This is a genomic window from Ligilactobacillus aviarius subsp. aviarius DSM 20655, from assembly GCF_001436315.1.
Classification (GTDB): Bacteria; Bacillota; Bacilli; order Lactobacillales; family Lactobacillaceae; genus Ligilactobacillus; species Ligilactobacillus aviarius.
The window spans coordinates 23,419-48,323 of record NZ_AYZA01000015.1 but is presented as its reverse complement, the minus strand read 5'-3'; the positions used below and the strand labels follow the sequence as shown (position 1 = coordinate 48,323).

Sequence of the window (24,905 nt, the reverse complement as noted above, 5' to 3'; positions counted from 1 at the left end):
AACATGTTATGGTCATTAATATGTTAATTTTGTAATTACATATTATGATGGGAAGTATCTTTCTGATGGTTATTGACTACATATATATTCCCGTTAGGGAAAAATTTAATTGTTTGATACTCATAGAAAGAGAATATCATTCTTTTCATTGAATAGTAATCTTTGAAACCTATATTTTGTGCTAATTTATTCTTGTCATATTTCCCCATTGAACATAGTTTGTCTAACCTGTAAAAAATGTTATATATTTTATGCTTAGGATTAATACATTTCATAAGTTCTAGAAGTACACAAACAACCATCGAAAAGTTGTGGGGGAGTGATTCACCGTCAATATTTGATATGTTCAAGTATTGACGATACTTTCTAGGTACAATGGGATTAGTTTTTAACTTTATATCAACTAAGTCGCCATTGTGACAACATATGTTTCTAATTAAATTTAATAAATCAATCCATTTTATAAAAGTAACTACATCTAAGTCGAAAAAATTTGCAATGATTTCTCTTTTACGTCTAGACATTAATTTAATAATATGAATACTTTCTCCAAATGTTAACGTATTAACCATCAGCCATACAGGAGGGAAAAAGTTACCTGAATCATTTCTTTTAAATTCTATTAAATCTTCAAAGTTAGACTTTTTTATCTTATATTGTAACTTCGATAAAAAATCGAGTTCTTCTTTTTTTACAGAATACTTATCCATATACTTGTTCTTTAAGAACCTATTTTTACTGTTCTTTTGACACCATTTTCCAAATGATAAGTAATCATATGGGCCGGGCTCACCAAGGACATTAGCAATTTGATTATTAATTGCTGTTTCAATATCAGTTATAATTTGGAATATTTCTTGTTTTAAGGCTTGATCTCTATAATATCGGTCTACTAACTGTTTAAATGAAATATTGGAGTAAGTTAATGTTTCCCTATTATAGAAAGGATATCCATACTGCTTCAGTTTATAGTATCCAATTGTTTGAATAGTATTAATATTCTTTTGATAGGTTTTTTCATTAGTTTCATCAATGCCTTGCATGTTTCGAGATTTGAATAATGTTAAAAGGCCTGTTATATTTTTGTATTCATATTTCATATACAGTTTCTCCCTAAAAAAAAAAGCCTATCCGCTCGCAACGTGTGCTTCAATGGATAGGAATGATCTCTATGTATAGTATGTTATTCCTTTGTCAAAGTATTGTCAATAAAAACATTCTATTTGGTAAGGTGCATATCGTGCACATAAAAAAACAGGCCTAAAGCCTGTCATATCAACGATTATCGTACCCCTTCAAACAAAATCTGCACATTGGGCAACTTCGATGTGCATCTGATGTGCATAGATGCCGTTTTTTTATCTACAATTGAATGTAATTCACCATTTTAAAATGTATGCTATTCTTTTGATAAAAAAATATTCTACTTTGTAAAGTGCATGTCGTGCACATAAAAAAACAGGCTTAAAGCCTGTTATATCAACGATTATCATACTTCTCCAAACAAAATCTGCACATTGGGTAATTTCGATGTGCATCTGATGTGCACAGATGCTATTTTTTATCTATAATTAAGTGTAATTTAACGTTTCTAAACGTACTAAAATGTACGTTTTACAAAGTTTCAACAACTTAATAAATCTTATTTAAGCTATCTATCGGATTTGAACCGACGACCCCCACCTTACCATGGTGATGCTCTACCTGCTGAGCTAAGATAGCAAATTAGTACCTTGTAAGTATATTATATTATCGATAAAGATGCAACAAGAGAAGGAATTTATCAATGAAAAAATTAATTATTTTATGCGGCGCTTCCGGAACCGGCAAAACAACGATCCAAAATTACCTGTTAAAGCAATATGGAATTCCGCGGGTATTAACGCATACGACCCGGGCAAAACGCAAAGAGGAAAAGGACGGGGTGGACTATTATTTTGAAACTCCAGCTAGTTTTGCCCAAAAACACTATTTTGAATCGGTAACCTATGATGGAAAGCAATACGGTTCTTCACGCGAAGGGCTTGAACGGGCTTGGCAGAAAAATGCAATCGTTAGCTTGGTAGTGGACACTGCCGGCGCGGTTGAATATGTTAAGCGGCTGGGAAAGCAGGTCAACGTATGGCACATTGAAGTTTCGGATAAAGAAACGTTGAAAGATCGACTGTTAGCTCGTGGCGATGATGCGCAAGCGGTTAAACAACGAATTAACAGTTTTGAAAGTCAGCGGGATTTACAGATTCCAGCTGAGATCCAAAATAATACGCAGGTGATCGTGAATGATTGCTGGGAAAAAACAACTCAATTGATCGATCAACTTATTCAGAAAAGATAGCGAAAAAAGATTGTTTTTTATTTAGACCGGTGGTAAATTATATGCAATCAATAATTCAGAAAGGAATTTTGAATGGCGGATATCGATAGTGCGTTACAAATTTTATCGCGGAATAATTATAAACTGACGAAGCAACGGAAAGAACTTTTAAAGTATCTTTATCAGTTTCAAAGTGAATACATCAACGTGTCGCAGGTCGATGAGTTTATGCATCAACTGTACCCTAAAATGAGTCATAACACGATTTACCGTAATATTCGCGATTTTGACCGGTTAGGGATCGTTGAGATGCAGACGCGGCAGGGTGTGTTGCAGGTTAAGTATCAATGCGATTTTGATCATTTTCACCATCACCATTTTATCTGTACGAACTGCGGCAAAGTCCGTGAACTGGATGAATGCCCAATGGAACAATTTGCACGGCAATTACCAGGATATCGAATTACGGGCCATCGCTTTGAAATTTATGGGATCTGTGACGAATGCATGCAAAAATTCAAAAATCGTTAGCAGATATATCGAAATTACCTTTTAGAATGATAACCATTATGGGTCAGGCGGAAGGAGAGAGAATTTAATGAAACGGACTGCACCTTTTATTACCCCGTTTGCAATCTTTTCAGCAGTACTTGCTTTAGGGGCAACGAACGTGGTTGTGAATACGGCTACTCATACAGTTGAAGGAAAGCCGAAAACGGAGGTGGTTGAAAAGACGACCCCTTCACAGAAAACGACGGATCAACCAACTGATAAAACGAAAAATGATCAGCAGGATGATCAAAATCAAGATCAAACAGATAATCAAAAGAATCAGCAAAAGCAAAATGCGAATAACGATAATCTGAAGGATCAAGGCGGTCAGACGGCTCAACGTGAAAAGAATGACAATCAAGATAATGATAATGACACGAACGCGGCCAATGATAACCAAAATCAAACAAATGATAATCAGCAAGCTAACAATGAAAAGGCTCAACAAAACGGCAATGCTGACAATGAAAATCAAACAAATAATCAAACGAATGGAACTGGGGATGGGAATGCTCAAAACCAGGGACAAAATCAGAATAATGCCGGCGCGGCTCAACAGTAAGGGAGGAAAGTTAAGTGTTTACGCTATTTGATATGATTCGAAGCTCATTAAGTTACGTAAATTTGAGCACGGTTTTAAAGAATCGGATTTATACGATTTTAGCCGGAATCGGGAATTTCTACCTGCTGTACGTTGCTTTCCGATTCTTCCAAAATGGTTTCTGGGGACGCGGAACGTTATTCATTCTGGCATTTTTAGTGATTCTTTACTTTACGTATTTGAATATTTTATATTACTTCACCAAGGCGAAAAAATCGAAATATGATATTTCACCGTGGATCGAAAAAGTTTTGCATATTCAAAGCAAAGATCCGATGACAGCAGCGGAAGAAGAACGCAAAGAAATGGCACCGGGGTACGTTCAAACAAACGGAATCTTTAAGAATGAAGATTTTCTTCCAGCAACGGTGGTCCACACGATGGAACAACGCGACAATATTCAACAGATTGCAGCTGAATTGATTCGGATGGATTACATGAAGGCTGACTATCAAGGGTTGAGTGAGGAAGAAATCGCTGAAAAGATTCAAGCAACCGGCAAGCCGGTTCCCGCATTAAGTGCCCCTGTCGCATTACCATACTTTGAACTGGCGCGGAAGGGCAATTCATTGATCGTTTACGGGGGATTAAACCAAATCGACCGGAAAGAAGTTGCGACGGTCAAAGAAGTCGGCTTGTTAACTGCTCGTGAAGCCGTAAAACGGTATCAGTTGTACCTGGCGACGGCCGTGATCACTGGCGGACCTGAAAAAATCAATGGCCGAACAGGATTGATCGAAAAGGATACGCCGTATGGGGTGCAGGTTCAAGTGGCGTACCGTGAACGAGCCGCTGAAGAGCCATCAACGAACCAACGTCGGTCAACGGTTACAAGCAGTTCAGAGATATCATCAACGCCAGAACATCTGACACGCAGTCAGCATGAAACGTTTGATGAATTCGGCCCGCGGCAATCGACCCCGGCACCGCAAAAGCATTGGCGAAGTCAAAAATATAAGCATTAAAAAAAGAATGTGACCTAGTCACATTCTTTTTTTAATCTTCTTCAACAATATACTTTGCCAGCTGCTGTTTCAGCTTGGGAGCAACTTCAGCCGTAATTAAAGTGCCATCTGCTTGGTAATCAGTTTTCTTGATATTAGCTTTCTTGTTTAAGAGGTCAAGGTAACGCCCGTCTTGGAACGGGATCAAGAAAGTTTCAGTTTCATAATCCTTAAAGAGTTCCTTTTTAAGAATGCTGAGCAGCATTTCAATTGATTTTTGATCACGGGCACAGTACGTGAACTGGTTGCCTTCGACGGACGGATACGGGATGCCAGCCTTATCAGCCTTATTAAAGGCATAGATCATTGGGATGCCATCGACCCCGATTTCAGCAAGCGTCTTTTCCGTTGTTTTGATCATTTGGCGGTAGTTCGGATCTGAAATATCAATGACCTGGATCAACAGATCGGCTTCAGCGGCTTCCTGCAAGGTTGATTTGAAGGCTTCAACCAATTGGTGCGGCAGTTTTGAAACGAATCCGACCGTATCGCTTAAAATAAATGACTTTTTGTCAGGTAAAACGATCTTGCGAACGTACGTATCAAGGGTTGCGAACAGCATATCCTTTTCAAAAACGCGTTTGCTGTCGTTGATCTCAAGTAAATCAAGCACGTTATTCATGGTTGTTGATTTCCCCGCGTTGGTATAGCCAACAAGGGCAACGGACTTAATATCTGACTTTTTCCGTTTTTTCCGTTGGGTTTCGTTATCGCGTTGAACCTCTTTCAGTTCTTTGCGTAAACTAGAAATTTGTTTTTGAATTACCCGCCGGTTTAATTCGATCTGAGTTTCCCCGGTCCCACGGTTAGTAAAGCCACCACCGGTATTTCCGCCGGCAGTCTGCTGGTCCATTTTATTGATGCTTGCTGTCCGGATTCGCGGCAGTTGATATTGCAACTGGGCAATTTTAACTTGTAATTTTGCGACCCGGGTATGAGCCCGCGAAGCGAAGATATCAAGAATCAGGGCTGTCCGGTCAATGATATCCAACCCGGTTTCTTCTTCCAAATTCCGAATTTGAGTAGGAAGCAGTTCGTCGTTGACGATCAAGGCTTCGGCATCAAGCATTTCCGCTTGCCGCGCAATTTCGTCAACCTTTCCCTTTCCAAAATAGGTAGCTGAAACCGGCTTTTCGATGTTTTGCCGCACTTCACCGACAACTTCCATGTTGTCAGCGGCGGCAAGGTTTGCCAGTTCAGTCATCGTGTAATCAAAATTAATTTGTTCGTTTTCAATTCCGCCAATTATAACAGATTTCATTTTATATTAAGATCCCAATCTATATTAAATTTATTCTTCGTTTAAGCGTCCAAGTGATTTGCGAATCTTTTGAACAACGTCGCGTTCGCCAGAAAAAATCAGGTGGTCGTTTAATTGAATGCGGGTACTTCCGTGAGGCGGGATTGACCGTCGATTGCGGAAGATCCGACTGATCGTAATGTCTTTGATAAACGGCAATTCTTGAATTTCAAGCCCTGCATACCGGGCATTTGTAACCGTCACTTCATAGATCCGCGCATTGCCGCCGTGTGAAAGGACTTGAAGCATTGATGGCGATTCAATTGCCGTCCGAAGAACGTTAACGTCCATGCTGAAGTTGTTGACGATATCAATGCCCGCTTCTTCAAGTTCCTTTTCCATCGTGTTGTTCGGATCACGGGTTTCAATGTAAGTCAGCACTTCCCGAACACCGTACTTTTTAGCACTCAATGCCAAATGATAGTTGATCTCAGAATTATAGGCAAGCACGAGAATATCGGTATCGAAGATCTCCTGCTTGATCAATTCATCGGCATCAAGGGTCTTTACAAGGTTAACTTTAACGCGTGAATTGCGATATGTCTTGTAATCTGTCTGATTATCGGTGTAGACATTCACGTCATAGCCGTCATTGCTGAGTTGCTGAGCAGCCGGGATCGTAATGAAGTTGGCGCCGATGATTCGAACCTGAGTTGATTTTTCGTCTTCCGGTTCCGGTTTGTACATCTTGTTGAACATCATCGGACCAAAGATACATGTTAAGATTCCCGCTAAAATAAAGGCTCCAGATTGTTGCGAAGTAATCGCATGCAACTGTTGCGCAACGGTCAAGGTTGCTAAAACCAAGGTGATCGTTGTGGTTGCGAGCATTGATGCCGCCCGGGAATTTTGCTTGGTGAACCGGGTCTTAAAGCCGAAGTAGGCCGGCAGTTTGGCAACCGTAAATGCAATAAAGAACAACGGGATTAAAATCAACGTCTTCGGTGATGCTAAGAGGGCTGGAATATTTAACTTGACCCCGGTTAAGATGAAGAAGTACGGAATAAAAATCCCATAACCGATTGAATCCAATTTTCGTTGCGTTTCCTTTTCCGGTTGTAATAATTTCACAACGATCCCGGCAACGAAAGCTCCTAAAATGTTTTCAGCGCCGACACTTTCAGCGATCACTACCAAGGTAATGATGATGAAAAATGCAAGCCGCATGTCAAGCTGCGTGGTGGCTTTATTGATTTGATCATAAAAGGAGAAAAACTTGTGGAAGTGCCGTAAGAATAACGCGGCCGCAATAAAAATCAGTGAGATCAGCCACAAGGTTTCACCTTTGCCCGAATAGATCGATGAGTAAACCGTCAATGTCAATAACGGAACAACTTCGCCTAAAACCGCAAAGAGCAGTAATGTTTGGCCAAATGGTTTACTGAGCAGTTCATTTTCCTTGAGCAGGGAAATCACAACGCCCAGGGAAACGGTCGCAAATAAAATCGTTGCGAGCATAAAGTTGGAGAATAATCCTGAAACTTTGAAAAGAACTGCCAAAACAACGGCGGTCACACAGCTCAAAATGTATGCAACAACGGCTGTTTTCAGCGGTGAGGCTTTCGGTTGCGCATTTGCCTGTTTTAATTCCAACGGCGTCATTTGATTTTTACTATTTTTCTTAAAAAGAGAAAAATCGATTTCCATTCCACTAAGGAACATTAAGAAAATAACGCCTAACGTTGAAAGGTAATCAAGCACGGTATTCATCTTGACAAGGTGCAAGCAGCTTTGGCCAAGAATGATCCCGACGATGACCTCGGCAACCGAAGTCGGTAAAACTGAAATTTTAAAACGCGACAGCAACATTGGCGTTGCAAAGATCGCCAGCGTGACGACGACTAGTGAAAGTGTCATATAAAATAAAAACCCTCTCTGAATTTAGATATAACTTACATTATTATATAAAAAATCACTGCAACCTGCAGTGATTTACTATCTCATTTGATTTTCTTTACGCCGTTTTAAGAAATTAATAATGGCCATTAACATTGCAGGCACAAGGGCGCATAAGGCAATGGCGATAAAAATTTGTGAAAAATGTTCTTGAACAAATGGAACCTGGCCGAAGAAATAGCCGACTGCGGAACCGACGATGACCCATAATAACACGCCAATCACGTTGAAGAAGGCGAATTGATGCGGATGCATGCCGATCGTTCCGGAAATTAACGGCACAAATGTCCGAATAAAAGGGATGAACCGGCCAAAAATGACGGTTTTGCCGCCATGGCGCTTATAGAAGCGAATGCCAGTCTGTAATTTGGCTTCGGTGAGGTGCTTTTCAAAAAACGGTAATTGTTTCAGGTGCCGGCCAATTTCAAAGTTGACGGTATCGCCAATCAGGGCCGCCAAGAAAAAGACGACCACTAAAACTTTAATGTCTAAAACTGAACCCTTGACCGCCGCAATCGTACTGGTGAAGAAAATCAATGATTCACCAGGTAAGAATGGGAAAACGACCAGGCCGGTTTCCATAAAGATGATTGCGAAGATCAAAACGTACGACCAGTTTCCAAGGGTTTGCAACAATGGAAAAAGGTATTCCCGAAAATGGAAAATTGCATAAATAATTTGCGCGAGCATTCCTTCACCTACTTCAAATAAACCATCTGCGACCGTTAACAATTAATAAGTATTTTACCGCGCCCAATAAATGACGCAAGTAAAATGAAACGTTTAGTTCTTTAATATCCTAATCAAAAAATATGATTAAATTATGAAAGTTTAAACTGAAAAAGGAATTAATTTTCCCCAAAGAGGCGAATTATTAACCTCAATTTGGCTTTCTTTGGATCTTCCGTTCGTTTTCCGCGTTTTGAACTTCCCTTTGTGATATAATATTGTAACTTGTATTTTAAAACGGAAAGGAAAATGAAGATGGATCAGGAAAAACGCCAAGAGCAGGAACGAATGGATTACGTGGTTGACCAAATCCAAAAGGCTGAGAAGAAGGACAAGCAGAACATTCAAAATGCCGAAGCGGATGAGCGGGCAATTCAGGCAGACTTTAAGAATAATGTCCGGATCAAAACCTCGACTTACTCGGGCATGATGGATACGGCGCTGTCGGTGCGGCAACAGCAACAGCTTCTTCAAGAACGGGAAAATAACTGGAAAAGCGCGACTCGTGAACTTGCAGTCTTGGAAAAGCTTGAAAAGAAACCATACTTTGCCCGCATCGATTTTCAAGAAGCCGGCGAAAGCAAGCCGGAATCAATTTATATCGGGCTTGCTAGTTTTTCCGACACTCCGGATCATTTTCTCGTATATGATTGGCGGGCCCCAATTTCAAGCGTCTACTATGACGGCGGCTTGGGAAAAGTAACCTATGATACTCCGGATGGTCCGCAAACGGTCGATTTGAAATTGAAACGGCAGTTCATGGTTGAAGACGGAAAAATCATTTCAATGTTTGATACCGACGAAACCGTTGGTGACCAAATGCTGCTTGAAGTGTTGGATGAATCGTCTGATATCAAGATGAAGAGTATCGTTACAACGATTCAAAAAGAACAAAACAAAATCATTCGGGATACGCAATCTGATCTGTTGTTCGTTCAGGGGGCTGCGGGTTCTGGGAAGACCTCCGCTGTGCTGCAACGGGTCGCTTATCTGCTTTACCGGTACCGTGGAAATTTGAATTCAAGCCAAATTATTTTGTTCTCGCCGAACCAGTTATTCAATGATTATATTGACCGGGTTTTGCCTGAATTGGGCGAACAGAATATGGTTCAGATGACTTTCTATCAATATACGCAACGCCGGGTTCCGCGGTTGCACGTTGAAACGTTGCAGGAACGGTTTGAAGAAAATAACCAGGGCGCAAACAAGCGAATCAAGACGCTTAAGGATAGTTTGGCATTCTTTAATGCCACCACGAAATACGCTGCTTTCCTTGAAAAGGACGGAATGGACTTTAAGGATATCAAGTATCAGGGCAAGGTCGTCTTCAGTAAGGAAAAGATTCGCGAAATTTACTATGGCTTTAATGAAAACTATCATTTGCGCAACCGGTTAAGTGCAACCAAGGAAGAACTGTTGAAATTGCTTCACCGGCGCTTAAATAAGACGGCGAAAACGGACAAGGTCCAAAAAGCGGTTCAAGATCTTAGTCAAGAAGAATTGAACAAATTATATGGCAATAAAAACCGCGACAGCTTTGAAAGCGGCGAAGATGAAATGTTTTATTTGGCTAAAAACTATGTTATGGAGCATTTCCAAAAGATTCGCCAAACGATCATTCATAATCGCTTCATTAATATTAACCGCCAGTATTACGACTTCTTAAGGGCAGTTCCGCAATTAGTGAAATTGGACAAATATCAAATCACGGCGGATGAATGGCAGGCTCATACGGAAAAGGTCAAGCAGGAATTGATCAAGCGGCAATTATCAATGACCAACACAACGGCTTACCTTTACCTGTATGATTTGATTACCGGGAAGCGCGGCAATAATGATATTAAACACGTCTTTATTGATGAAATTCAAGATTACACTGCTTACCAACTCGCTTATTTAAAGACTGATTTTCCGCGGGCACACTTTACAATGCTAGGTGACCTTAACCAGGCAATTTTCACCAAGGAAAACAGTCATAGCTTGTTGAATGAACTTTCAACGATGTTTGATCCTGAAAAAACGAAAGTTGTTCAGCTGACCCAGTCATACCGGTCAACCAAGCAGATCACCGACTTTACGAAGGGCGTTTTAGTTAACGGCGAAAAGGTAACGGCCTTTAACCGGAATGGTGATTTGCCAACGATCACCGTCGATACGGAAAATGCGAAGATGGTCAATGATGTGGTCAACCAGTTGCACCGCAATGCGGCAAATCACATGACAACCGCAATTATTGGAAAATCACTGGCAGAGTGTACTGAATTAACAGATCAGCTTAAAGCCCGGGGAGAACAGGCAACGCTGATCAAAACAGAAAATCAACGGTTAGTTGAAGGAACCTTGGTAATTCCGGCTTACTTGGCAAAGGGACTGGAATTTGATGCCATTATCATGTGGAATGCTAATGATGCTAATTACCACGATGAAGATGAACGGCAATTGGTTTATACGATCTGTTCACGGGCAATGCACCGGTTAGATATTTTTGCGGAAGGCAAATTATCACGGTTGTTTGCGAATGTCGATCCAGCAACGTATAAGCTGAACGCCCGCAATTAGTTACGGCAATGAGGGGAAAATATTGATGGAAGAATCATTGAATTATTTCAAAATTCCGCGGGAAAAATGGCGGGAATATTATGAAAAAAATATTGTTCCGCTGACTCCGGAAGAGCTTGAACGGATCAAGTCGTTAAATGACCGGATCTCAATGAAAGACGTGCAGGAAATCTACATGCCGTTAGTTTATTATTTGGAAATGCAACTGAACGTTCAACGGTTCAAGCAGGAACAAACGGCGCGCTTTTTAAATAAGCCAATGGCGAACGTCCCGTTTGTAATTGGAATTGCCGGTTCAGTTGCAGTTGGGAAAAGTACCACGGCCCGGTTATTAAAGATCTTATTAAAGGAAGCATTTCCGGGGAAAAAGGTTCAGTTGATCACAACGGACGGATTCCTTTATTCGAATGCCAAATTAAAAGAACGCGGAATCATGGATCGCAAAGGATTTCCTGAAAGCTATGACATGGAAAAGCTGATCACGTTTATGGATCAAGTGAAGAATGGTGAAAAGGCCAGCGCGCCAGTGTACTCGCACCAGATATACGATATTATTCCGAACCGGTATGATATTGTCGATAATCCGAATATCCTGATTGTTGAGGGAATTAATGTGTTGCAGCTGCCATCGAATCAGCGTATTTACGTAAGTGACTATTTTGATTTTTCAATTTACGTGGATGCGCATGAAAAAGACATCAAGAGATGGTACTTGGAACGGTTCGAAATGCTGTTAGACGGCGCATTTAATGATCCGCATAATTACTATTATTCCCTTGCTCAACCGGGAAAACGTGACGAAGCTTTTGCGATTGCGAAGGAGACGTGGCGAAAAGTAAACCATATTAATTTACGGGATTACATCTTGCCAACGAAGAACCGGGCGGATTTAATTATCGAAAAAGGGCATGATCACATAATTAACGAACTATTATTGCGTAAATATTAGAAAATCACCGTTAATTATGACGAATATTCAAATAGTGATTGACATCATTCGGTTACCAGTTTAGAATTATAACCAATATCTGATAACGAGGTGAACAGCGTGGCAACAAGTGAAATGAACGACTTTGATAAGATCATCGTGCTTGATTTCGGCAGTCAGTATAACCAACTGATTACCCGGCGAATCCGAGAATTCGGGGTATACTCGGAATTGCTTTCGCACAAAACGACGGCAGCGGAAATCAAAAAGATCGCCCCTAAGGGAATTATTTTCTCTGGCGGCCCAAATAGTGTGTACGATGATGGCGCATTCCGGGTCGATCCGGAAATCTTTAATTTAGGAATTCCGGTTTTGGGAATTTGTTACGGCATGCAATTGATGGCCCACATTCTTCCAGGCGGAAAAGTTGAACCGGCCGATAACAAGGAATACGGTAAAGCTGTGATTACCGTTCAAGATAAGGATGCAGTGCTCTTCAAAGGCTTGCCGACAGAACAAACGGTTTGGATGAGTCACGGTGATTTGGTAACGCAAGCTCCGGATGGCTTTAAGACGGTTGCAACCAGTGCTAACTGCCCAATTTCATCAATCGCAAATGATGAAAAGAAGTTTTATGGAATCCAATTCCACGCCGAAGTCCGCAATACTGAATACGGAAACGACATTTTACGGCGGTTTGCTTTTGATGTTTGCGGGGCACGCGATAACTGGACAATGGATGATTTCATCGATATGCAGGTCAAGAAGATCCGCGAAACGGTCGGGGACAAGAAAGTCTTGCTTGCATTATCAGGCGGGGTCGACTCATCAGTTGTTGGAGTTCTGTTGCATAAAGCAATCGGCAGCCAATTAACAAGTATCTTTGTTGACCACGGATTATTACGGAAAAATGAAGCTCAACAGGTAATGGATAGTTTAGCCGGCAAGTTCGGCTTGAATATCATTAAGGTTGATGCGCAAAAACGTTTCTTAGATAAGTTGAAGGGCGTGACTGACCCTGAAAAGAAACGGAAGATCATCGGAAATGAATTTATCCAAGTCTTTAACGACGAAGCGCAAAAACTTGATGGAATCAAGTTCTTGGCTCAAGGAACGCTGTACACCGATGTGATCGAATCAGGAACGGATACGGCCCAAACGATCAAGTCGCACCACAATGTTGGGGGCCTGCCAAAGGACATGGACTTTAAGTTGATCGAACCATTACGGACGCTGTTCAAAGATGAAGTTCGTGAATTGGGCGAAAAACTTGGAATGCCACATAACTTAGTATGGCGGCAACCATTCCCAGGACCAGGATTAGGAATCCGGGTAATTGGGGAAGTTACAGAAGAGAAATTAAAAATCGTCCGGGATGCGGATGCAATTTTACGGGAAGAAATTGCTAAAGCCGGCTTAGATAAGGAAATTTGGCAATACTTCGTTGCCCTTCCAGGAATTCGTTCCGTTGGGGTAATGGGCGATGGTCGGACATACGATTACGCCGTTGCCATTCGCGCCGTAACGTCAATTGACGGGATGACCGCTGATTTTGCTCAAATTCCATGGGATGTTTTGCAAACTATCTCAGTGCGGATCGTGAACGAAGTCGATCACGTTAACCGCGTAATGTATGATATTACGAGTAAGCCACCGGCAACGATTGAATATGAATAAACCTTGTTATATCAAGGATTATCGGAGGTCGTGATGAAAATCACGACCTCTTTTTTTATTTTCATCAGTAAGATGAATGGTGGATGGATTAAAATAAGAGGGTAAAGGAGTGTTGTTTATGATTAACTTAGGAATTATTGGAACTGGGATGATTTCACGGAATTTTGTAGCAACTGCTGAAAAAACAAATGAATTTAAATTAACGGCAGTTTATTCACGAACGGAGGAACGCGCAAAAGAATTTGGGGAACCGTTTGGGGCTCAGAATTTCTTTACTGATTTGAATAAGTTCTTTGAAAGTGAAGTGTTCAGTACTATTTACATTGCTTCGCCGAATGATTTGCATTTTCAACAGAAAACAAGCAATTTTAAATCATAAAAATGTAATCGTTGAAAAGCCGGCATTTTCAAATTCCAATGAGATGAAGCAAATTATTACATTGCTTCAAGCTCATCCGGAAGTTTGCTTCTTTGAAGCCGCGCGGACGATTCATGAACCAAGTTTTGCGGCAATCAAGGAAAAGCTTGGGACAATGAGGATAATTCAGGGAGCATCATTAACTTATCAAAAGTATTCTTCGCGCTATGATGCCTTTCTTGAAGGAAAGAATCCTAATATCTTTACGCTGAAACATTCAGCTGGAGCGTTGCAAGATTTAGGCGTGTATTTAGTATATGATGCTGTTGGCTGGTTTGGCGTTCCCGAAGAAGTTCATTATTTCCCGGTCAAACTTGAAAATGGAATTGACGGCTCAGGAATTGCAATTTTGAAGTATCCGCATTTTCAAGTGGGGCTAAACATTGGTAAAACTTCCAACTCGTATTTACCAAGTGAAATTTACGGTTTGAAGGATACGATTGTAATGGACAATGCAGCTGACCTAAATGAAGTTAAATTGGTTGATGATCAACGAAATGCTCATCCAATTGGTCAGCCAATGGAAAATCATTTAATTTCAGAAATCAAGGACTTTGCGAAGATAATTAATGACCCGAATAAAGATTTAAACCGGCAATTGCGCAAACAATGGCTTCAACTTGCAATTCAGGTCAACCGGGTTTTGTGTGAATTGCGGTTATCAGCTGGAATTCGATTTGATGCAGACGAATTAAAATAATCAATAACAATGAAAAAGGTCGTGACATAAGTCACAACCTTTTTTTTAAATTGAATATTGCTGAAACAAAACAGTATCGTTATTTTCGCGAACGCACTGTTGAATTTGATGAATAAGGGATGCCTGAGATGAATTGAGACAATCAAAATTAATTTGGGGAAGGCAATATGTTAACGTTGCTTTTATGCGATTTAAGCGCGCACTCTGGGTTAATGTTTTTCCATTTGGGAGTGGGGCATAAATATTAGTAACAACGTTTATTAAGGTGTTAAACCATTCTTCATTTAAAAGTTGCTCTGCATAATCAGCATGCCATTGATGCAAAAGGTTGATCAATGCATGGGTTTCTTTTTCACGAATCGCGAGCCGTTGCGGATCAAAATGATTTACGAGCGATCCTTTCCGTTGAAGATAGTGGTAATACGGATCACGGTTAAAAAGGATCGTTTTACACTGTGCAAAAATTTGGTAATTAAAAATAGTGTCTAAACCAACAGTCAAATCATTAAATGAAAGCTTATCAATTAAATTTCGACGATAAATTTTATTGGTGTTGTAATACATTAGTTGTTGCCGGTAAATTAAAGGAAAAGAGCGGATGATTTCGGCTGTTCCCTGTAAATCATGAAATTTATAATTAGAATTTTGAATTGAATGGTTGTTTTTTTCAAAATAAAGGTTACTCATAATCAAATCGGGATTCTTTTGGATTAGCGGTTGAAGATTTTGATAGGCATCTGCTTCAAGGTAATCATCACTATCGCAAAATGTGATGTAGTTTCCGTGAACATGATGAAGTGCCGTATTTAAAGTAGCAGCTAATCCCTGGTGCGGATTTAGAAATAACTTAAAGCGGGCATCATGCTGAGTAAAAGTTTGAGCAACTTGAACGGATTGATCAGTTGAACCGTCATCTATGATGATACATTCAAAGTCAGTGAACGTTTGATTTTGAATAGAATGCAAGGCCTGAGATACAAATTTTCCGGTATTGTAAAGCGGAACGATAATTGAAAGCAGCATTTTAAAAATTCCTCCTAATTGATTTTGCAAAACATATTAACATTATAGGATATTTTAGGGAATTACGAAAAATATTATGATTTCAATAATTACGATAAGAGACGATGGAAAAGTCTTCCGCAAGCTGGTAACTCACGATCATTAATGATCCAAATGCGATAAAAAATCAAAAAATGTGTGCACAATGGTGGTCGCTGCCGGGGCAATTTTAGTAATTGCCGACAGTGTGGTTATTATGCGGAAGTATTAAAAAGTATAATTTTTAACATCTAGTCGATTAGATGTCGAGTTATCCTCCTAACTTCGATATTGGTAAAAGAGGCTGTGGCTTATGTCACAGCCTTTTGTTATATTCGCATCAAAACAAACGAGTTACGACGCGAAGCTAATTCGAAAATCTCCGAATCTATGCTCCGCGATCTGTTCGCTTTTCTGTTTCCACCACGCTCGTTTTTAACGTTTTGTTACATCTTCTTTTTGATTATAAAACGAACAAAAAATCGTTAACTACATAATTTATCACTGGATTATATGTCAAAATTTGACATATACGAATGATGATTAAAATTTAAAGTAATTGTAATATTTCTCGATTAAATGTTTTATGTAATTGGACAAAACATTATAAATTCAATGAATCAGCCCCCTAATATCGATGACAATTTTTTTGTTACCTAAAAATTATTAAGTATGAAATTTAAAATCCACATTTTCAGAATATTGACATTTGTAAATGTTGCGGTATAACTATTTTGAGACAAATAGATTTAGTTTAATGAATTGAATAGGAGTAGGGATTGTTATGAAAAAGAAAACAATTACTGCAATTGCCTTAGGTGCCGCAGCAGTTACTGCTGGAATGGCAACTGGCAATGCTTCAGCAAATAACGTTTCAACTAATAATTCACAAATTGAAACATCTGCAAAGAAAGCAACAAGCCAAAATCAAACAAAAGCTTCATTAGAATCAGAAGCTAAAAGCGATTCAGTTGCAACGGCTACTGCTTCAAAAGCAAGTTCAGCAGCCGCAAAGTCTTCAGCAACTGCAAACTCAACTTCTGCTGAAAGTAATTCACAAGTTGCAAACAGTCAATCAACAATGAGCAATGCAACTTCTGAAGCTTCAACAGGTTCAATGAGTACTCGCGGCGCTGCTTCGTCATCAAATGGTGCAACAAGCAATCACTCATCAAGCAAGAGTTCAAAGAATGAAAGTTCAGCAAGTTCTGCCAAGGCAAGCTCAACAGCATCACAATCAAGTAATGAAGCTGCAGTTAACCCTGAAACAGCCGGCTTCCAAGCATACGGAACCCAAGCAAATGAACATAACATTCCTGCAATGGTTAAGAAGGAAGCTGCTCAAAATAAGGAAAAGTTTGAACAACAACTTGTAAATCCTGATGCTCGGGCTGCATATGACAAGTTAAATGCCAATGCGAAGGAAATCGCCCAAGCAGCAAATATCGACTTAGCTAAATTAACTCACCAAGAAATTGACGCATTAAACAGCGTTAAGATGGATAGTACTCCAGAATCAGGAACCGTTACATATACAGATTATGCTGATATTGCAAAGGACATGATCAACCGGAATCCACAATATGCAATTCCGCAATTTGATCCAAGCACGATCAAGAACTTTCCAGCAGCAACAACCGCTGATGCTGAAACAGGGAAAGTTGAACCCCTTGATATTTGGGATTCATGGCCAGTAATGAACGCTAATACTGGGGCAGTTACAAACTGGAACGGTTACCAATTGATTTTTGGAATGGCTGGTAATCCAGCAAATAACAGAGACAATCATTTGTATCTTTTCTACACTAAATATGGTGATGAAAACTTCAACGATTGGAAATGTGCCGGTCCAGTCTTCGGTTTTGGTCAAAACTCAGTTCACCAACGCTGGTCAGGTTCAGCATGTGTCAACTCAGACGGTACGATCCAGTTGTACTACACAGATGTTGATACATCAACAGGTCACAACGACCAACGGATTGCAACGGTAACTTTGACATTAGGCTTAAATAATGGTCAAATTTCAATCGTTGACCGTCAAAACGAAAAGATTCTCTTTGCCGGTGACGGTAAGCTTTACCAAACATTTGCCCAATTCGAACAAGGCAACATGAATGTTGATAACTTCTGCTTGCGGGATCCGCACATCTTTGTTGATAACGGTCAACGCTACTTGTTATTCGAAGGTAGTACCGGTTCAGATAACTACCAAGGAATGGATCAAATCTACAACCTTGGAAATTACGGTGGTGCAACAATTGCTGATGACGTTAATGACATGTTCCAAATCATTAACAATAGCGATATGACAGCTCGTGGTTCATACGCTAACGCTGCAATCGGTATTCTTCGATTAGGCGGAACGGAAAAGAATCCAACGGTTGCTCACGTTTATGCTCCGTTAGTTCAAGCACCATTGGCAACGGATGAAATTGAACGGCCAGACATTATCAAGATCAACGGCAAGTACTACTTGTTTGATGATGCGCGGTTGAACCGTGGAACAAATGACCCATCATGGCAAGCTGCTGACAAAGCTGTTGGTGATAATGTTATCATGCTTGGCTTTGTTTCAGATCACTTAACATACGGTTATAAGCCATTGAACGGCACAGGGGTTGTATTAACAGCAACTGCTAATGCTAACTCAAGAACCGCAACATATGCTTACTATGCTGTTCCGATCCTTGGTAAAGATGGTCAACCAACAAACTATGTTTTGATCACTGACTACATGACAAACCGGAACTGGGTTGCTGGTAAGGGCAATGATGCAACATGGGGTCCAAGCTTCATCGTTGAAATTATGCCAGATGGGACAACCCGCGTTGTTCCAGGTTCGGTAACCAAAGAACAAGGTGTTTGGGTATTAGACGGCGATACAGAATTTGCACCAGTTTACAATGGCTCAGCAGTTAAGGTTGTAAGCAACAAGAAGAACGGTGTAAACGGTCAAAAGAACGCTGAAAAGATTTACTACGACGCTCAAAAGCGGAACTTAGTAGTTTCACGTGCAAATGCTAATGAAGTTCAAGCTGACACTGTTCAAAGCGTTCGCATGGCTAACAAAGCAAATGCAACCAAGAACGCAAAGAACACATCTGCAAACGGATTGCCACAAACTGGTGAAACAGCTTCAAACAAGACAGTTTGGGGAATGATTTCAATGGCAATGGCAAGCATTTTGGCAGCATTTGGATTTGCTGACAAGAAGCGTCGCGGATAAAATTCGATGATTTATACTGAAGAACTTAGTCATTGACTAAGTTCTTTTTTATATTAAAACAATTAAATTTTTAAATAAAAAAGATTTTTTGGCTTAAATTGTATATAATGAAAAATGAATTCATTGTAAAAGAGGTTTAACATATGAGTAACGATGATTTATCAAGAGTGGCAAGCCATCGTAAGCCACCTAAAAAACGGCATATTGTAAGAAATATTATTTTAGCAATTATCATCATTTTGCTGATTTTAGCAGGTGTATTTGCAGCAACTGCATTTCATAATTTAAAATCGACGACAAATAATATGTATCAAAAATCAGGTGCAACTGATTCACGGAATGCATCATCAATTTTAAAAGATAAGAAGCCTGTTTCAATCTTAATCATGGGGACAGATACAGGTGCTCTTGGCCGTCATTATAAAGGGCGGACAGATACAATGATGATCATGACGATCAATCCGAAAACAAATAAGACGACTTTGCTGAGTATTCCACGTGATATGGAAGTTAACTTACCTGATTTTCCACAATACTCACCGGCAAAGATCAACTCAGCATATACATATGGTGGGGTCAAGGAAGCAATTAATGCCGTTGAAAGCCACTTTAAGATTCCGATTGACTATTACTTCTTGATTAACATGGGCGGCCTTGAAAAGGCAATTAATGATGTTGGCGGTGTAACAGTTACATCACCATTGACATTTAGTTACTTAGGCGCAAACTTTGTGAAGGGTCAAGCACAACACATGGATGGTTCAACGGCTTTGAAATTTACCCGGATGCGTTATCAAGACCCGCGGGGCGATTATGGTCGTCAGGAACGGCAACGGCTGGTCATTACTGCGTTGCTGAAGAAGTCAGTTTCACCAACAACGGTTCTTAATAAAGACTTCTTAAATTCAGTTTCTTCACAAGTGAAGACAGATTTAACTTTAAATGATATGAAAGAACTTGCATTTGGATACCGGAAGGCAACAAAAAACATTAAGAGTACATATGTTCAAGGAACGAACCAAAACTTAGATGGCGTTTCATTCCAAGTTGTTTCTGTCCAAGAACGGCAAAAGGCCTCAGATCTTATTCGAGAGTCATTGGGATTGAGATCGGTTCAAATCGAACAACAATAGTGTTTTATAGAAGAGGTTGTGACGTAAATCGCAACCTCTTTGCTATATCCGCATGATCGGTTTCAAAAATAAACGAACTGCGACGCGAAGCTAGTGAAGTTCGAAAACCTCCGAATCTATGCTACGCGATTCGTTCACTTTTCTGCTTCTACCACGCTCGTTTTTAACATTTTGCTACACCTTCTTTTATTTTTAGTTAAATTTTAAAAAATTAGATAATTACCAAAATATCTTTGAAATATTTTCTTAAATAAATTATCATGAAAGAAGCGTGTAGTTTTTGTAAGAGAAATATAGTTGGGAGACTATAAAGAGTGAGTATAAAGATTGAAGGGTGTTGTATGACGGAGAATATAGATATTGAACTTAATCAAGAAAAGGTTAACGGACAATATGGCTATAGGATTTTAAAAAGGTCATTCGACATTATTGCGAGTGCAATCGGATTAGTTGCTTTAAGCCCAGTCTTTTTAGCTGTAGCAATTGCAATAAAATGTGATGATGGCGGGCCTGTTTTTTATGACCAAATTCGGATTGGAAAGAACGGGAAAAGGTTTAAAATGTATAAGTTCCGTTCAATGCGCGTCAATGCAGAAGATGAAATTGAAAAGTTGCAGGAACACAGCGAAGTTGACGGTGCGATGTTTAAAATGAAAAATGATCCGCGGGTCACGCGTGTTGGTAAATTTATTCGCAAAACGAGTATTGATGAATTCCCGCAACTATTAAATGTCCTTTTAGGCCAGATGAGTATTGTGGGTCCACGTCCGCCGTTGCCTCGTGAAGTCGCGGATTATACTCAATATGACAAGCAACGATTATATGTTAAACCCGGATGCACTGGATTATGGCAAGTGACGGCCAGAAATAGTGTGGGTTTTCAGGGAATGGTAAATATTGACTTGGATTATATTCAACGTCGCAGTATTTGGCTGGATTTAAAGATTATGTTTAAGACGGTCAAGGTAATATTTGTTCCGAATGAAGCATATTAATGTATTGCTTCAAGGTTTAAAGGAGAGAATCTATGTCGACAGCAAAGAAAATCGGATTAACGGCAGGTGCGATAGTGATCTTAGGTGTTGGCGGTTATGCACTTGCAAAATATGATACTGGTTCTTACGCTCATGTTTTGTATGAAAAGACAGTAAAAAAGTCATCTAAAGATGATACTCAAGTTCATCGAATAACTGATAAGCCTGTCAAGCCAACGGTTAAAGTTGATAATAAGGCAGAATCTCCAAAATCAAATTCGAGTGGAATCGAGAAAACATTACAGGAGCAGAACTTTACTGGGGCATATGCGGTAATTAAGAACGGGCAGGTATCCGATAGTAAAACCATTGGAAAAGGAATTGAGAATGGTAAGCTGTATCAGGTTGCAGATTTGGAAAACACCTTAACGGCTGCTGCAATCATGAAATTAGTTGATAGTGGAAAATTGAGCTTATCAACACCGGTAAGTAAATTTTATAACGAGTCGTTAGAGCTTAATAAAAACGTCACGATCAAGTCATTGCTTAATATGACCTCTGGGATTACGAATAATGATGTTCCTAATAATCAACTTCAACCAGGTGATAATATTTTACAATGGAATTTAAACCATGCAAATGCGGGAACATCAGGTACATATAACTATCAAGAAATTAATTATGTTCTTTTAGAAGGAATTATTTCTCAAGTATCTGGAACGTCATATCAAAACTATATTAATAATAATTTCTTGAAACCTAATAATTTGAATAATATCAAGTTTGTAAGCAAGGTAAGTGATTCCGAGCTTGCGACACCATTTAATGGTAATCAAAAGATGACCGGTGGAGAGCTTGCTAAGACAATGAATTCGCAAATGGGAATGAACCAGATCATGGCAAGCCCAAGTGACTATTTGAAGTTAACGCAAATCTTGATTAAAGCGTATGGCGATAAACAAGGATTTACAGCTGCAAATGCTCAGAATATGACAGGACAATTAGAATCGTCAGCAGACGGTTTTGAAGGTTCAGCTGGAATTCAAGGCTACAAAGTTGCTATTAAGATTTCAAAAGATGGAAATTCAGGAATTATTTTGATGAGTAATAATTCAAATGGACAGACAAGTGATAGTAATAGTCTATTAGAAACTGTAAGAAAAGTTTATAAGGTTAATGATTAAAGGTTGGGAGCTTTAAGTGGAAGATTACGAAATAGTTTATGCGGCAGATGATGATTTTGCATCAATTATGGGAGTCTCTTTGTTATCACTTTTAGAAAATAATCAAGACCTTGAAAATTTACGGGTTACGATTTTTGATTCAGGAATCTCTGATGAAAATAAAGAAAAGGTTGAAGAGATTTTTCAAAAATATAATCGGAAAATGCCACGATGGATAAAGCCGATTGATTTAGAGAAAAAGGTTGGACTTAGTCTGGATATAGCACGCGGTTCATTAGCTGTCTATTCAAGGCTATTTTTGAGTGATTATTTCGATTCAAATGTAAAGAAAATTTTGTACATTGATTCTGATACGATTATCGTATCTTCAATAAAGAAATTATTAGAAACAAATTTACATGGTAATGTAATTGGTGCAACTAAGGATGCCTTTAGTAAGTTTTATCGAAAAAATATTGAAATTGGTCCTTACGATGCAATGATTAATGCAGGAGTTTTCTTAGTAGATTTGGATGAATGGAAAAATAAACAGGTTGAGAAGAAAATTCTAAATTATATAATTAGAAAAAAAGGGAAAGTTCAACTTAATGATCAAGGAGTCCTGAATCACGTTTTAGACGGAAAAATTGATTTTATTGATCCAAAATATAACATGATTTCCCTTTATTATGAATATACCTATTCGGATATGGTTACGTATCGGAAACCAGTAAACTTTTACAGTGAAGAAGAAATTGAAAACGCAAAATCTGATCCGGTAATTATTCATTATACAAGTGCTTTTAACACTGTAAGGCCATGGTTTGAAAATTCAACCCATCCGGAAACTGATAAATGGTTAAGTTATTATCGGAGAAGCCCATGGAGAAGTATCCCACTGACGAAAGATAGTAAATCAGGAATCAAGAAAATAATTTTCAATATATATGATTTCTTGCCTCAGAAAATAGCGTTAACTATTGCTTCAGTTTTTCAAATTTATATTCGACCACTAAAGAATAGATTAGTTAATAGATAATAAGGAGACATTATTCAATGGATAATAGTGAAAAGAAAGAAAAATATTTCAGTTGGGAAGACATCCTGAATGAAATTCGAAAGAATATTGGCCAAATCATTTTATTTGGAATTGGCGGTTTAGTGTTTGTTTTGTTGATCATGTTATTCTTCATAACACCTAAATATACAGCAACAACTGACATTTTGGTTAGTCAAAAGACTAATAACGACGCTATGCAGTGGAATGCTCAACAAACTGACCTTCAAGCAATCAATACTTATAAAGATGTTTTAAAGAAAAATATCATTTTAGAACCAGCTTTAAAAGAACTGAAAAAGAAGGATAACTATCAAGGAAATATTAACAGTTTGAGTAAGGATATTTCAGTATCTAATGAAGTTAATTCATTAGTAATCAGTATTAATGCAAAGGCTAAGAGTCCAACTGTTGCTGCAGATATGGCGAATACTGTTAGTGAAGTGTTTAAGCGGAAAATTACTAAAATGATGCACATCAACAACGTAACGATTGTTTCAAGTGCAACCCCAAGTGATAAACCAGTATCGCCAAATCTGAAAAAGGGTGCTGTTATTGGTTTACTTGCAGGAATCTTAATTGGAATATTTAAAGTAATTTTGATGTTAGGGTTAGATAATACCGTTAAATCAGAAAAATATTTATCTGATGATTTAGGATTAGTAAACTTAGGGGTCATCTATCATATGAACTTTAATGATAAAGGTTATGGCGTCGCAAAGGTTATTGTTCGAAATCGAATGAATTCATCAGAGGATGAAGAGCCAAGCAAGCGGGTATAGATTTAGGAGAGTGAACAATGGGTATTAAGGATTTATTTAATAGAAAAAAAGAGCTTGATACAACAAGTATGGAAAAAGGTATCTATCTTGTTACTGTTGCTAAGCCTAAGTCAGTAGATACCGAACAATTTAATACAATTCGGACAAACATTACTTATTCAAGTGCAGATCAGGATTATAAAAGCATTATGATCACTTCATCGACAGCTTCAGAAGGAAAGTCAACAATTTCAGCGAATGTTGCGGCCTCATTTGCGAAGCAAGGTTTAAAGGTATTATTGGTCGATGCTGATTTACGACGGCCAACCATTCAAGCAACTTTTGGAATTGCTGATTCACGAGGATTAACGAACTTTTTGACTGATCGGAATTTTAATGTCAATGATGTTCTTTATGGGACAACAGTGAATAATCTATATGTAATGCCAAGCGGACCTGTTCCACCGAACCCGTCAGAATTAATCGGCTCAAAGCGAATGGAAACATTGCAAAGTGCGTTAGAAAATAATTTTGATTTAGTTATTTATGATGCCCCACCAGTTTTGACAGTAACTGATGCCCAATTGATTGCAGCCAGGGTTGATGGAACGGTTTTAGTTGTACGTCAAAACGTTGCTAATAAAAATGCCGTTCATGATGCGGTGGATGCGTTGAACCATGTTGGCGGTAAAATCATTGGTACTGTACTGAATGACGTTAAAGTTGAACATAGTGGCTACTATGGTTATGGTTATGGCTACGGTTATGGATATGGTTATGGGTACGGTTATGGAAATGATGAAAATGAATCAAAAGGTCATAGTCACCGAAAGCATCACAAAAAATCAAAACACTAAGAAATAAGGTGGATG

Annotated in this window: 19 protein-coding genes, 1 tRNA gene and 1 pseudogene; 15 read left to right on the top strand and 6 right to left on the bottom strand. The window is 39.0% G+C overall.

What is annotated here, in order from left to right; genetic code table 11:
* Positions 1–35 precede the first annotated feature (35 nt).
* Positions 36–1,100, bottom strand: a complete 1,065-nt coding sequence (locus FC33_RS02655) for an Abi family protein (RefSeq protein ID WP_057827078.1) — start codon at positions 1,098–1,100, stop codon at positions 36–38.
* A 549-nt stretch (positions 1,101–1,649) separates the two neighbouring features.
* A tRNA-Thr gene (locus tag FC33_RS02650) sits at positions 1,650–1,722 on the bottom strand.
* 64 nt (positions 1,723–1,786) lie between these two features.
* Here FC33_RS02650 and FC33_RS02645 point away from each other — a divergent pair.
* From FC33_RS02645 to FC33_RS02630, 4 genes are all read left to right on the top strand, one after another.
* Positions 1,787–2,335 carry a guanylate kinase gene (locus tag FC33_RS02645; RefSeq protein WP_057827077.1) on the top strand — a complete coding sequence of 183 codons (549 nt, stop codon included), beginning with the start codon at positions 1,787–1,789 and terminating at the stop codon, positions 2,333–2,335.
* A 72-nt stretch (positions 2,336–2,407) separates the two neighbouring features.
* Positions 2,408–2,845, top strand: coding sequence for a Fur family transcriptional regulator (locus FC33_RS02640; protein ID WP_057827076.1), 438 nt, complete (start codon positions 2,408–2,410; stop codon positions 2,843–2,845).
* A gap of 67 nt (positions 2,846–2,912) precedes the next feature.
* Complete coding sequence (locus FC33_RS02635; RefSeq protein ID WP_057827075.1) at positions 2,913–3,428, top strand: hypothetical protein; 516 nt, start codon at positions 2,913–2,915, stop codon at positions 3,426–3,428.
* Between the two features lie 14 nt (positions 3,429–3,442).
* Positions 3,443–4,432, top strand: a complete 990-nt coding sequence (locus FC33_RS02630; RefSeq protein WP_057827074.1) for a DUF6681 family protein — start codon at positions 3,443–3,445, stop codon at positions 4,430–4,432.
* Positions 4,433–4,463: 31 nt separating this feature from the next.
* Here the strand turns inward: FC33_RS02630 and hflX are convergent, their stop codons facing one another.
* The 3 genes from hflX to FC33_RS02615 form a co-directional block, all read right to left on the bottom strand.
* Entirely contained in the window at positions 4,464–5,732 is a 1,269-nt protein-coding gene (gene hflX / locus FC33_RS02625; RefSeq protein ID WP_057827073.1) for a GTPase HflX, read from the bottom strand.
* Positions 5,733–5,762: 30 nt separating this feature from the next.
* Positions 5,763–7,628, bottom strand: a complete 1,866-nt coding sequence (locus FC33_RS02620) for a monovalent cation:proton antiporter family protein (protein ID WP_057827072.1) — start codon at positions 7,626–7,628, stop codon at positions 5,763–5,765.
* A gap of 78 nt (positions 7,629–7,706) precedes the next feature.
* Positions 7,707–8,357: a VTT domain-containing protein gene (locus tag FC33_RS02615; protein ID WP_057827089.1), complete on the bottom strand. Its 651-nt coding sequence runs from the start codon at positions 8,355–8,357 to the stop codon at positions 7,707–7,709.
* Positions 8,358–8,651: 294 nt separating this feature from the next.
* Here FC33_RS02615 and helD point away from each other — a divergent pair, with 294 nt between their 5' ends.
* From helD to FC33_RS02595, 4 genes and pseudogenes are all read left to right on the top strand, one after another.
* Complete coding sequence (gene helD / locus FC33_RS02610) at positions 8,652–10,955, top strand: RNA polymerase recycling motor HelD (RefSeq protein WP_057827071.1); 2,304 nt, start codon at positions 8,652–8,654, stop codon at positions 10,953–10,955.
* A gap of 25 nt (positions 10,956–10,980) precedes the next feature.
* On the top strand, positions 10,981–11,904 hold the full coding sequence (gene coaA / locus FC33_RS02605; protein ID WP_057827070.1) for a type I pantothenate kinase: 924 nt from the start codon (positions 10,981–10,983) through the stop codon (positions 11,902–11,904).
* Positions 11,905–12,018: 114 nt separating this feature from the next.
* Positions 12,019–13,560, top strand: a complete 1,542-nt coding sequence (gene guaA, locus FC33_RS02600; RefSeq protein ID WP_180752517.1) for a glutamine-hydrolyzing GMP synthase — start codon at positions 12,019–12,021, stop codon at positions 13,558–13,560.
* Positions 13,561–13,678: 118 nt separating this feature from the next.
* Positions 13,679–14,678: pseudogene (locus FC33_RS02595) on the top strand (Gfo/Idh/MocA family protein).
* 45 nt (positions 14,679–14,723) lie between these two features.
* On the opposite strand, the gene FC33_RS02590 reads toward FC33_RS02595, so the two are convergent.
* Positions 14,724–15,701 carry a glycosyltransferase family 2 protein gene (locus FC33_RS02590; RefSeq protein WP_057827068.1) on the bottom strand — a complete coding sequence of 326 codons (978 nt, stop codon included), beginning with the start codon at positions 15,699–15,701 and terminating at the stop codon, positions 14,724–14,726.
* Between the two features lie 802 nt (positions 15,702–16,503).
* Here FC33_RS02590 and FC33_RS02585 point away from each other — a divergent pair.
* From FC33_RS02585 to FC33_RS02555, 7 genes are all read left to right on the top strand, one after another.
* Positions 16,504–18,945, top strand: a complete 2,442-nt coding sequence (locus FC33_RS02585) for a glycoside hydrolase family 68 protein (RefSeq protein ID WP_057827067.1) — start codon at positions 16,504–16,506, stop codon at positions 18,943–18,945.
* A gap of 143 nt (positions 18,946–19,088) precedes the next feature.
* Positions 19,089–20,078 (top strand): LCP family protein, encoded by a 990-nt coding sequence (locus FC33_RS02580; protein WP_057827066.1) that lies wholly within the window; start codon positions 19,089–19,091, stop codon positions 20,076–20,078.
* 341 nt (positions 20,079–20,419) lie between these two features.
* Entirely contained in the window at positions 20,420–21,073 is a 654-nt protein-coding gene (locus tag FC33_RS02575) for a sugar transferase (RefSeq protein ID WP_057827065.1), read from the top strand.
* 32 nt (positions 21,074–21,105) lie between these two features.
* Complete coding sequence (locus tag FC33_RS02570) at positions 21,106–22,236, top strand: serine hydrolase domain-containing protein (RefSeq protein ID WP_057827064.1); 1,131 nt, start codon at positions 21,106–21,108, stop codon at positions 22,234–22,236.
* 16 nt (positions 22,237–22,252) lie between these two features.
* Complete coding sequence (locus tag FC33_RS02565) at positions 22,253–23,254, top strand: glycosyltransferase family 8 protein (RefSeq protein WP_057827063.1); 1,002 nt, start codon at positions 22,253–22,255, stop codon at positions 23,252–23,254.
* A gap of 17 nt (positions 23,255–23,271) precedes the next feature.
* Positions 23,272–24,054, top strand: coding sequence for a YveK family protein (locus tag FC33_RS02560; protein ID WP_057827062.1), 783 nt, complete (start codon positions 23,272–23,274; stop codon positions 24,052–24,054).
* 17 nt (positions 24,055–24,071) lie between these two features.
* Positions 24,072–24,890, top strand: a complete 819-nt coding sequence (locus FC33_RS02555) for a CpsD/CapB family tyrosine-protein kinase (RefSeq protein WP_057827061.1) — start codon at positions 24,072–24,074, stop codon at positions 24,888–24,890.
* The last annotated feature ends 15 nt before the right edge of the window (positions 24,891–24,905 follow it).

Bases quoted from the DNA above. Each gene is read 5' to 3' on its own strand.
- FC33_RS02585 (WP_057827067.1), top strand. From the start codon at position 16,504: ATGAAAAAGAAAACAATTACTGCAATTGCCTTAGGTGCCGCAGCAGTT.
- FC33_RS02590 (WP_057827068.1), bottom strand. From the start codon at position 15,701: ATGCTGCTTTCAATTATCGTTCCGCTTTACAATACCGGAAAATTTGTA.
- coaA (WP_057827070.1), top strand. From the start codon at position 10,981: ATGGAAGAATCATTGAATTATTTCAAAATTCCGCGGGAAAAATGGCGG.
- FC33_RS02580 (WP_057827066.1), top strand. From the start codon at position 19,089: ATGAGTAACGATGATTTATCAAGAGTGGCAAGCCATCGTAAGCCACCT.
- FC33_RS02570 (WP_057827064.1), top strand. From the start codon at position 21,106: ATGTCGACAGCAAAGAAAATCGGATTAACGGCAGGTGCGATAGTGATC.
- guaA (WP_180752517.1), top strand. From the start codon at position 12,019: ATGAACGACTTTGATAAGATCATCGTGCTTGATTTCGGCAGTCAGTAT.
- FC33_RS02635 (WP_057827075.1), top strand. From the start codon at position 2,913: ATGAAACGGACTGCACCTTTTATTACCCCGTTTGCAATCTTTTCAGCA.
- FC33_RS02645 (WP_057827077.1), top strand. From the start codon at position 1,787: ATGAAAAAATTAATTATTTTATGCGGCGCTTCCGGAACCGGCAAAACA.
- helD (WP_057827071.1), top strand. From the start codon at position 8,652: ATGGATCAGGAAAAACGCCAAGAGCAGGAACGAATGGATTACGTGGTT.
- FC33_RS02655 (WP_057827078.1), bottom strand. From the start codon at position 1,100: ATGAAATATGAATACAAAAATATAACAGGCCTTTTAACATTATTCAAA.
- FC33_RS02640 (WP_057827076.1), top strand. From the start codon at position 2,408: ATGGCGGATATCGATAGTGCGTTACAAATTTTATCGCGGAATAATTAT.
- FC33_RS02575 (WP_057827065.1), top strand. From the start codon at position 20,420: ATGACGGAGAATATAGATATTGAACTTAATCAAGAAAAGGTTAACGGA.
- FC33_RS02555 (WP_057827061.1), top strand. From the start codon at position 24,072: ATGGGTATTAAGGATTTATTTAATAGAAAAAAAGAGCTTGATACAACA.
- hflX (WP_057827073.1), bottom strand. From the start codon at position 5,732: ATGAAATCTGTTATAATTGGCGGAATTGAAAACGAACAAATTAATTTT.
- FC33_RS02560 (WP_057827062.1), top strand. From the start codon at position 23,272: ATGGATAATAGTGAAAAGAAAGAAAAATATTTCAGTTGGGAAGACATC.
- FC33_RS02615 (WP_057827089.1), bottom strand. From the start codon at position 8,357: ATGCTCGCGCAAATTATTTATGCAATTTTCCATTTTCGGGAATACCTT.
- FC33_RS02620 (WP_057827072.1), bottom strand. From the start codon at position 7,628: ATGACACTTTCACTAGTCGTCGTCACGCTGGCGATCTTTGCAACGCCA.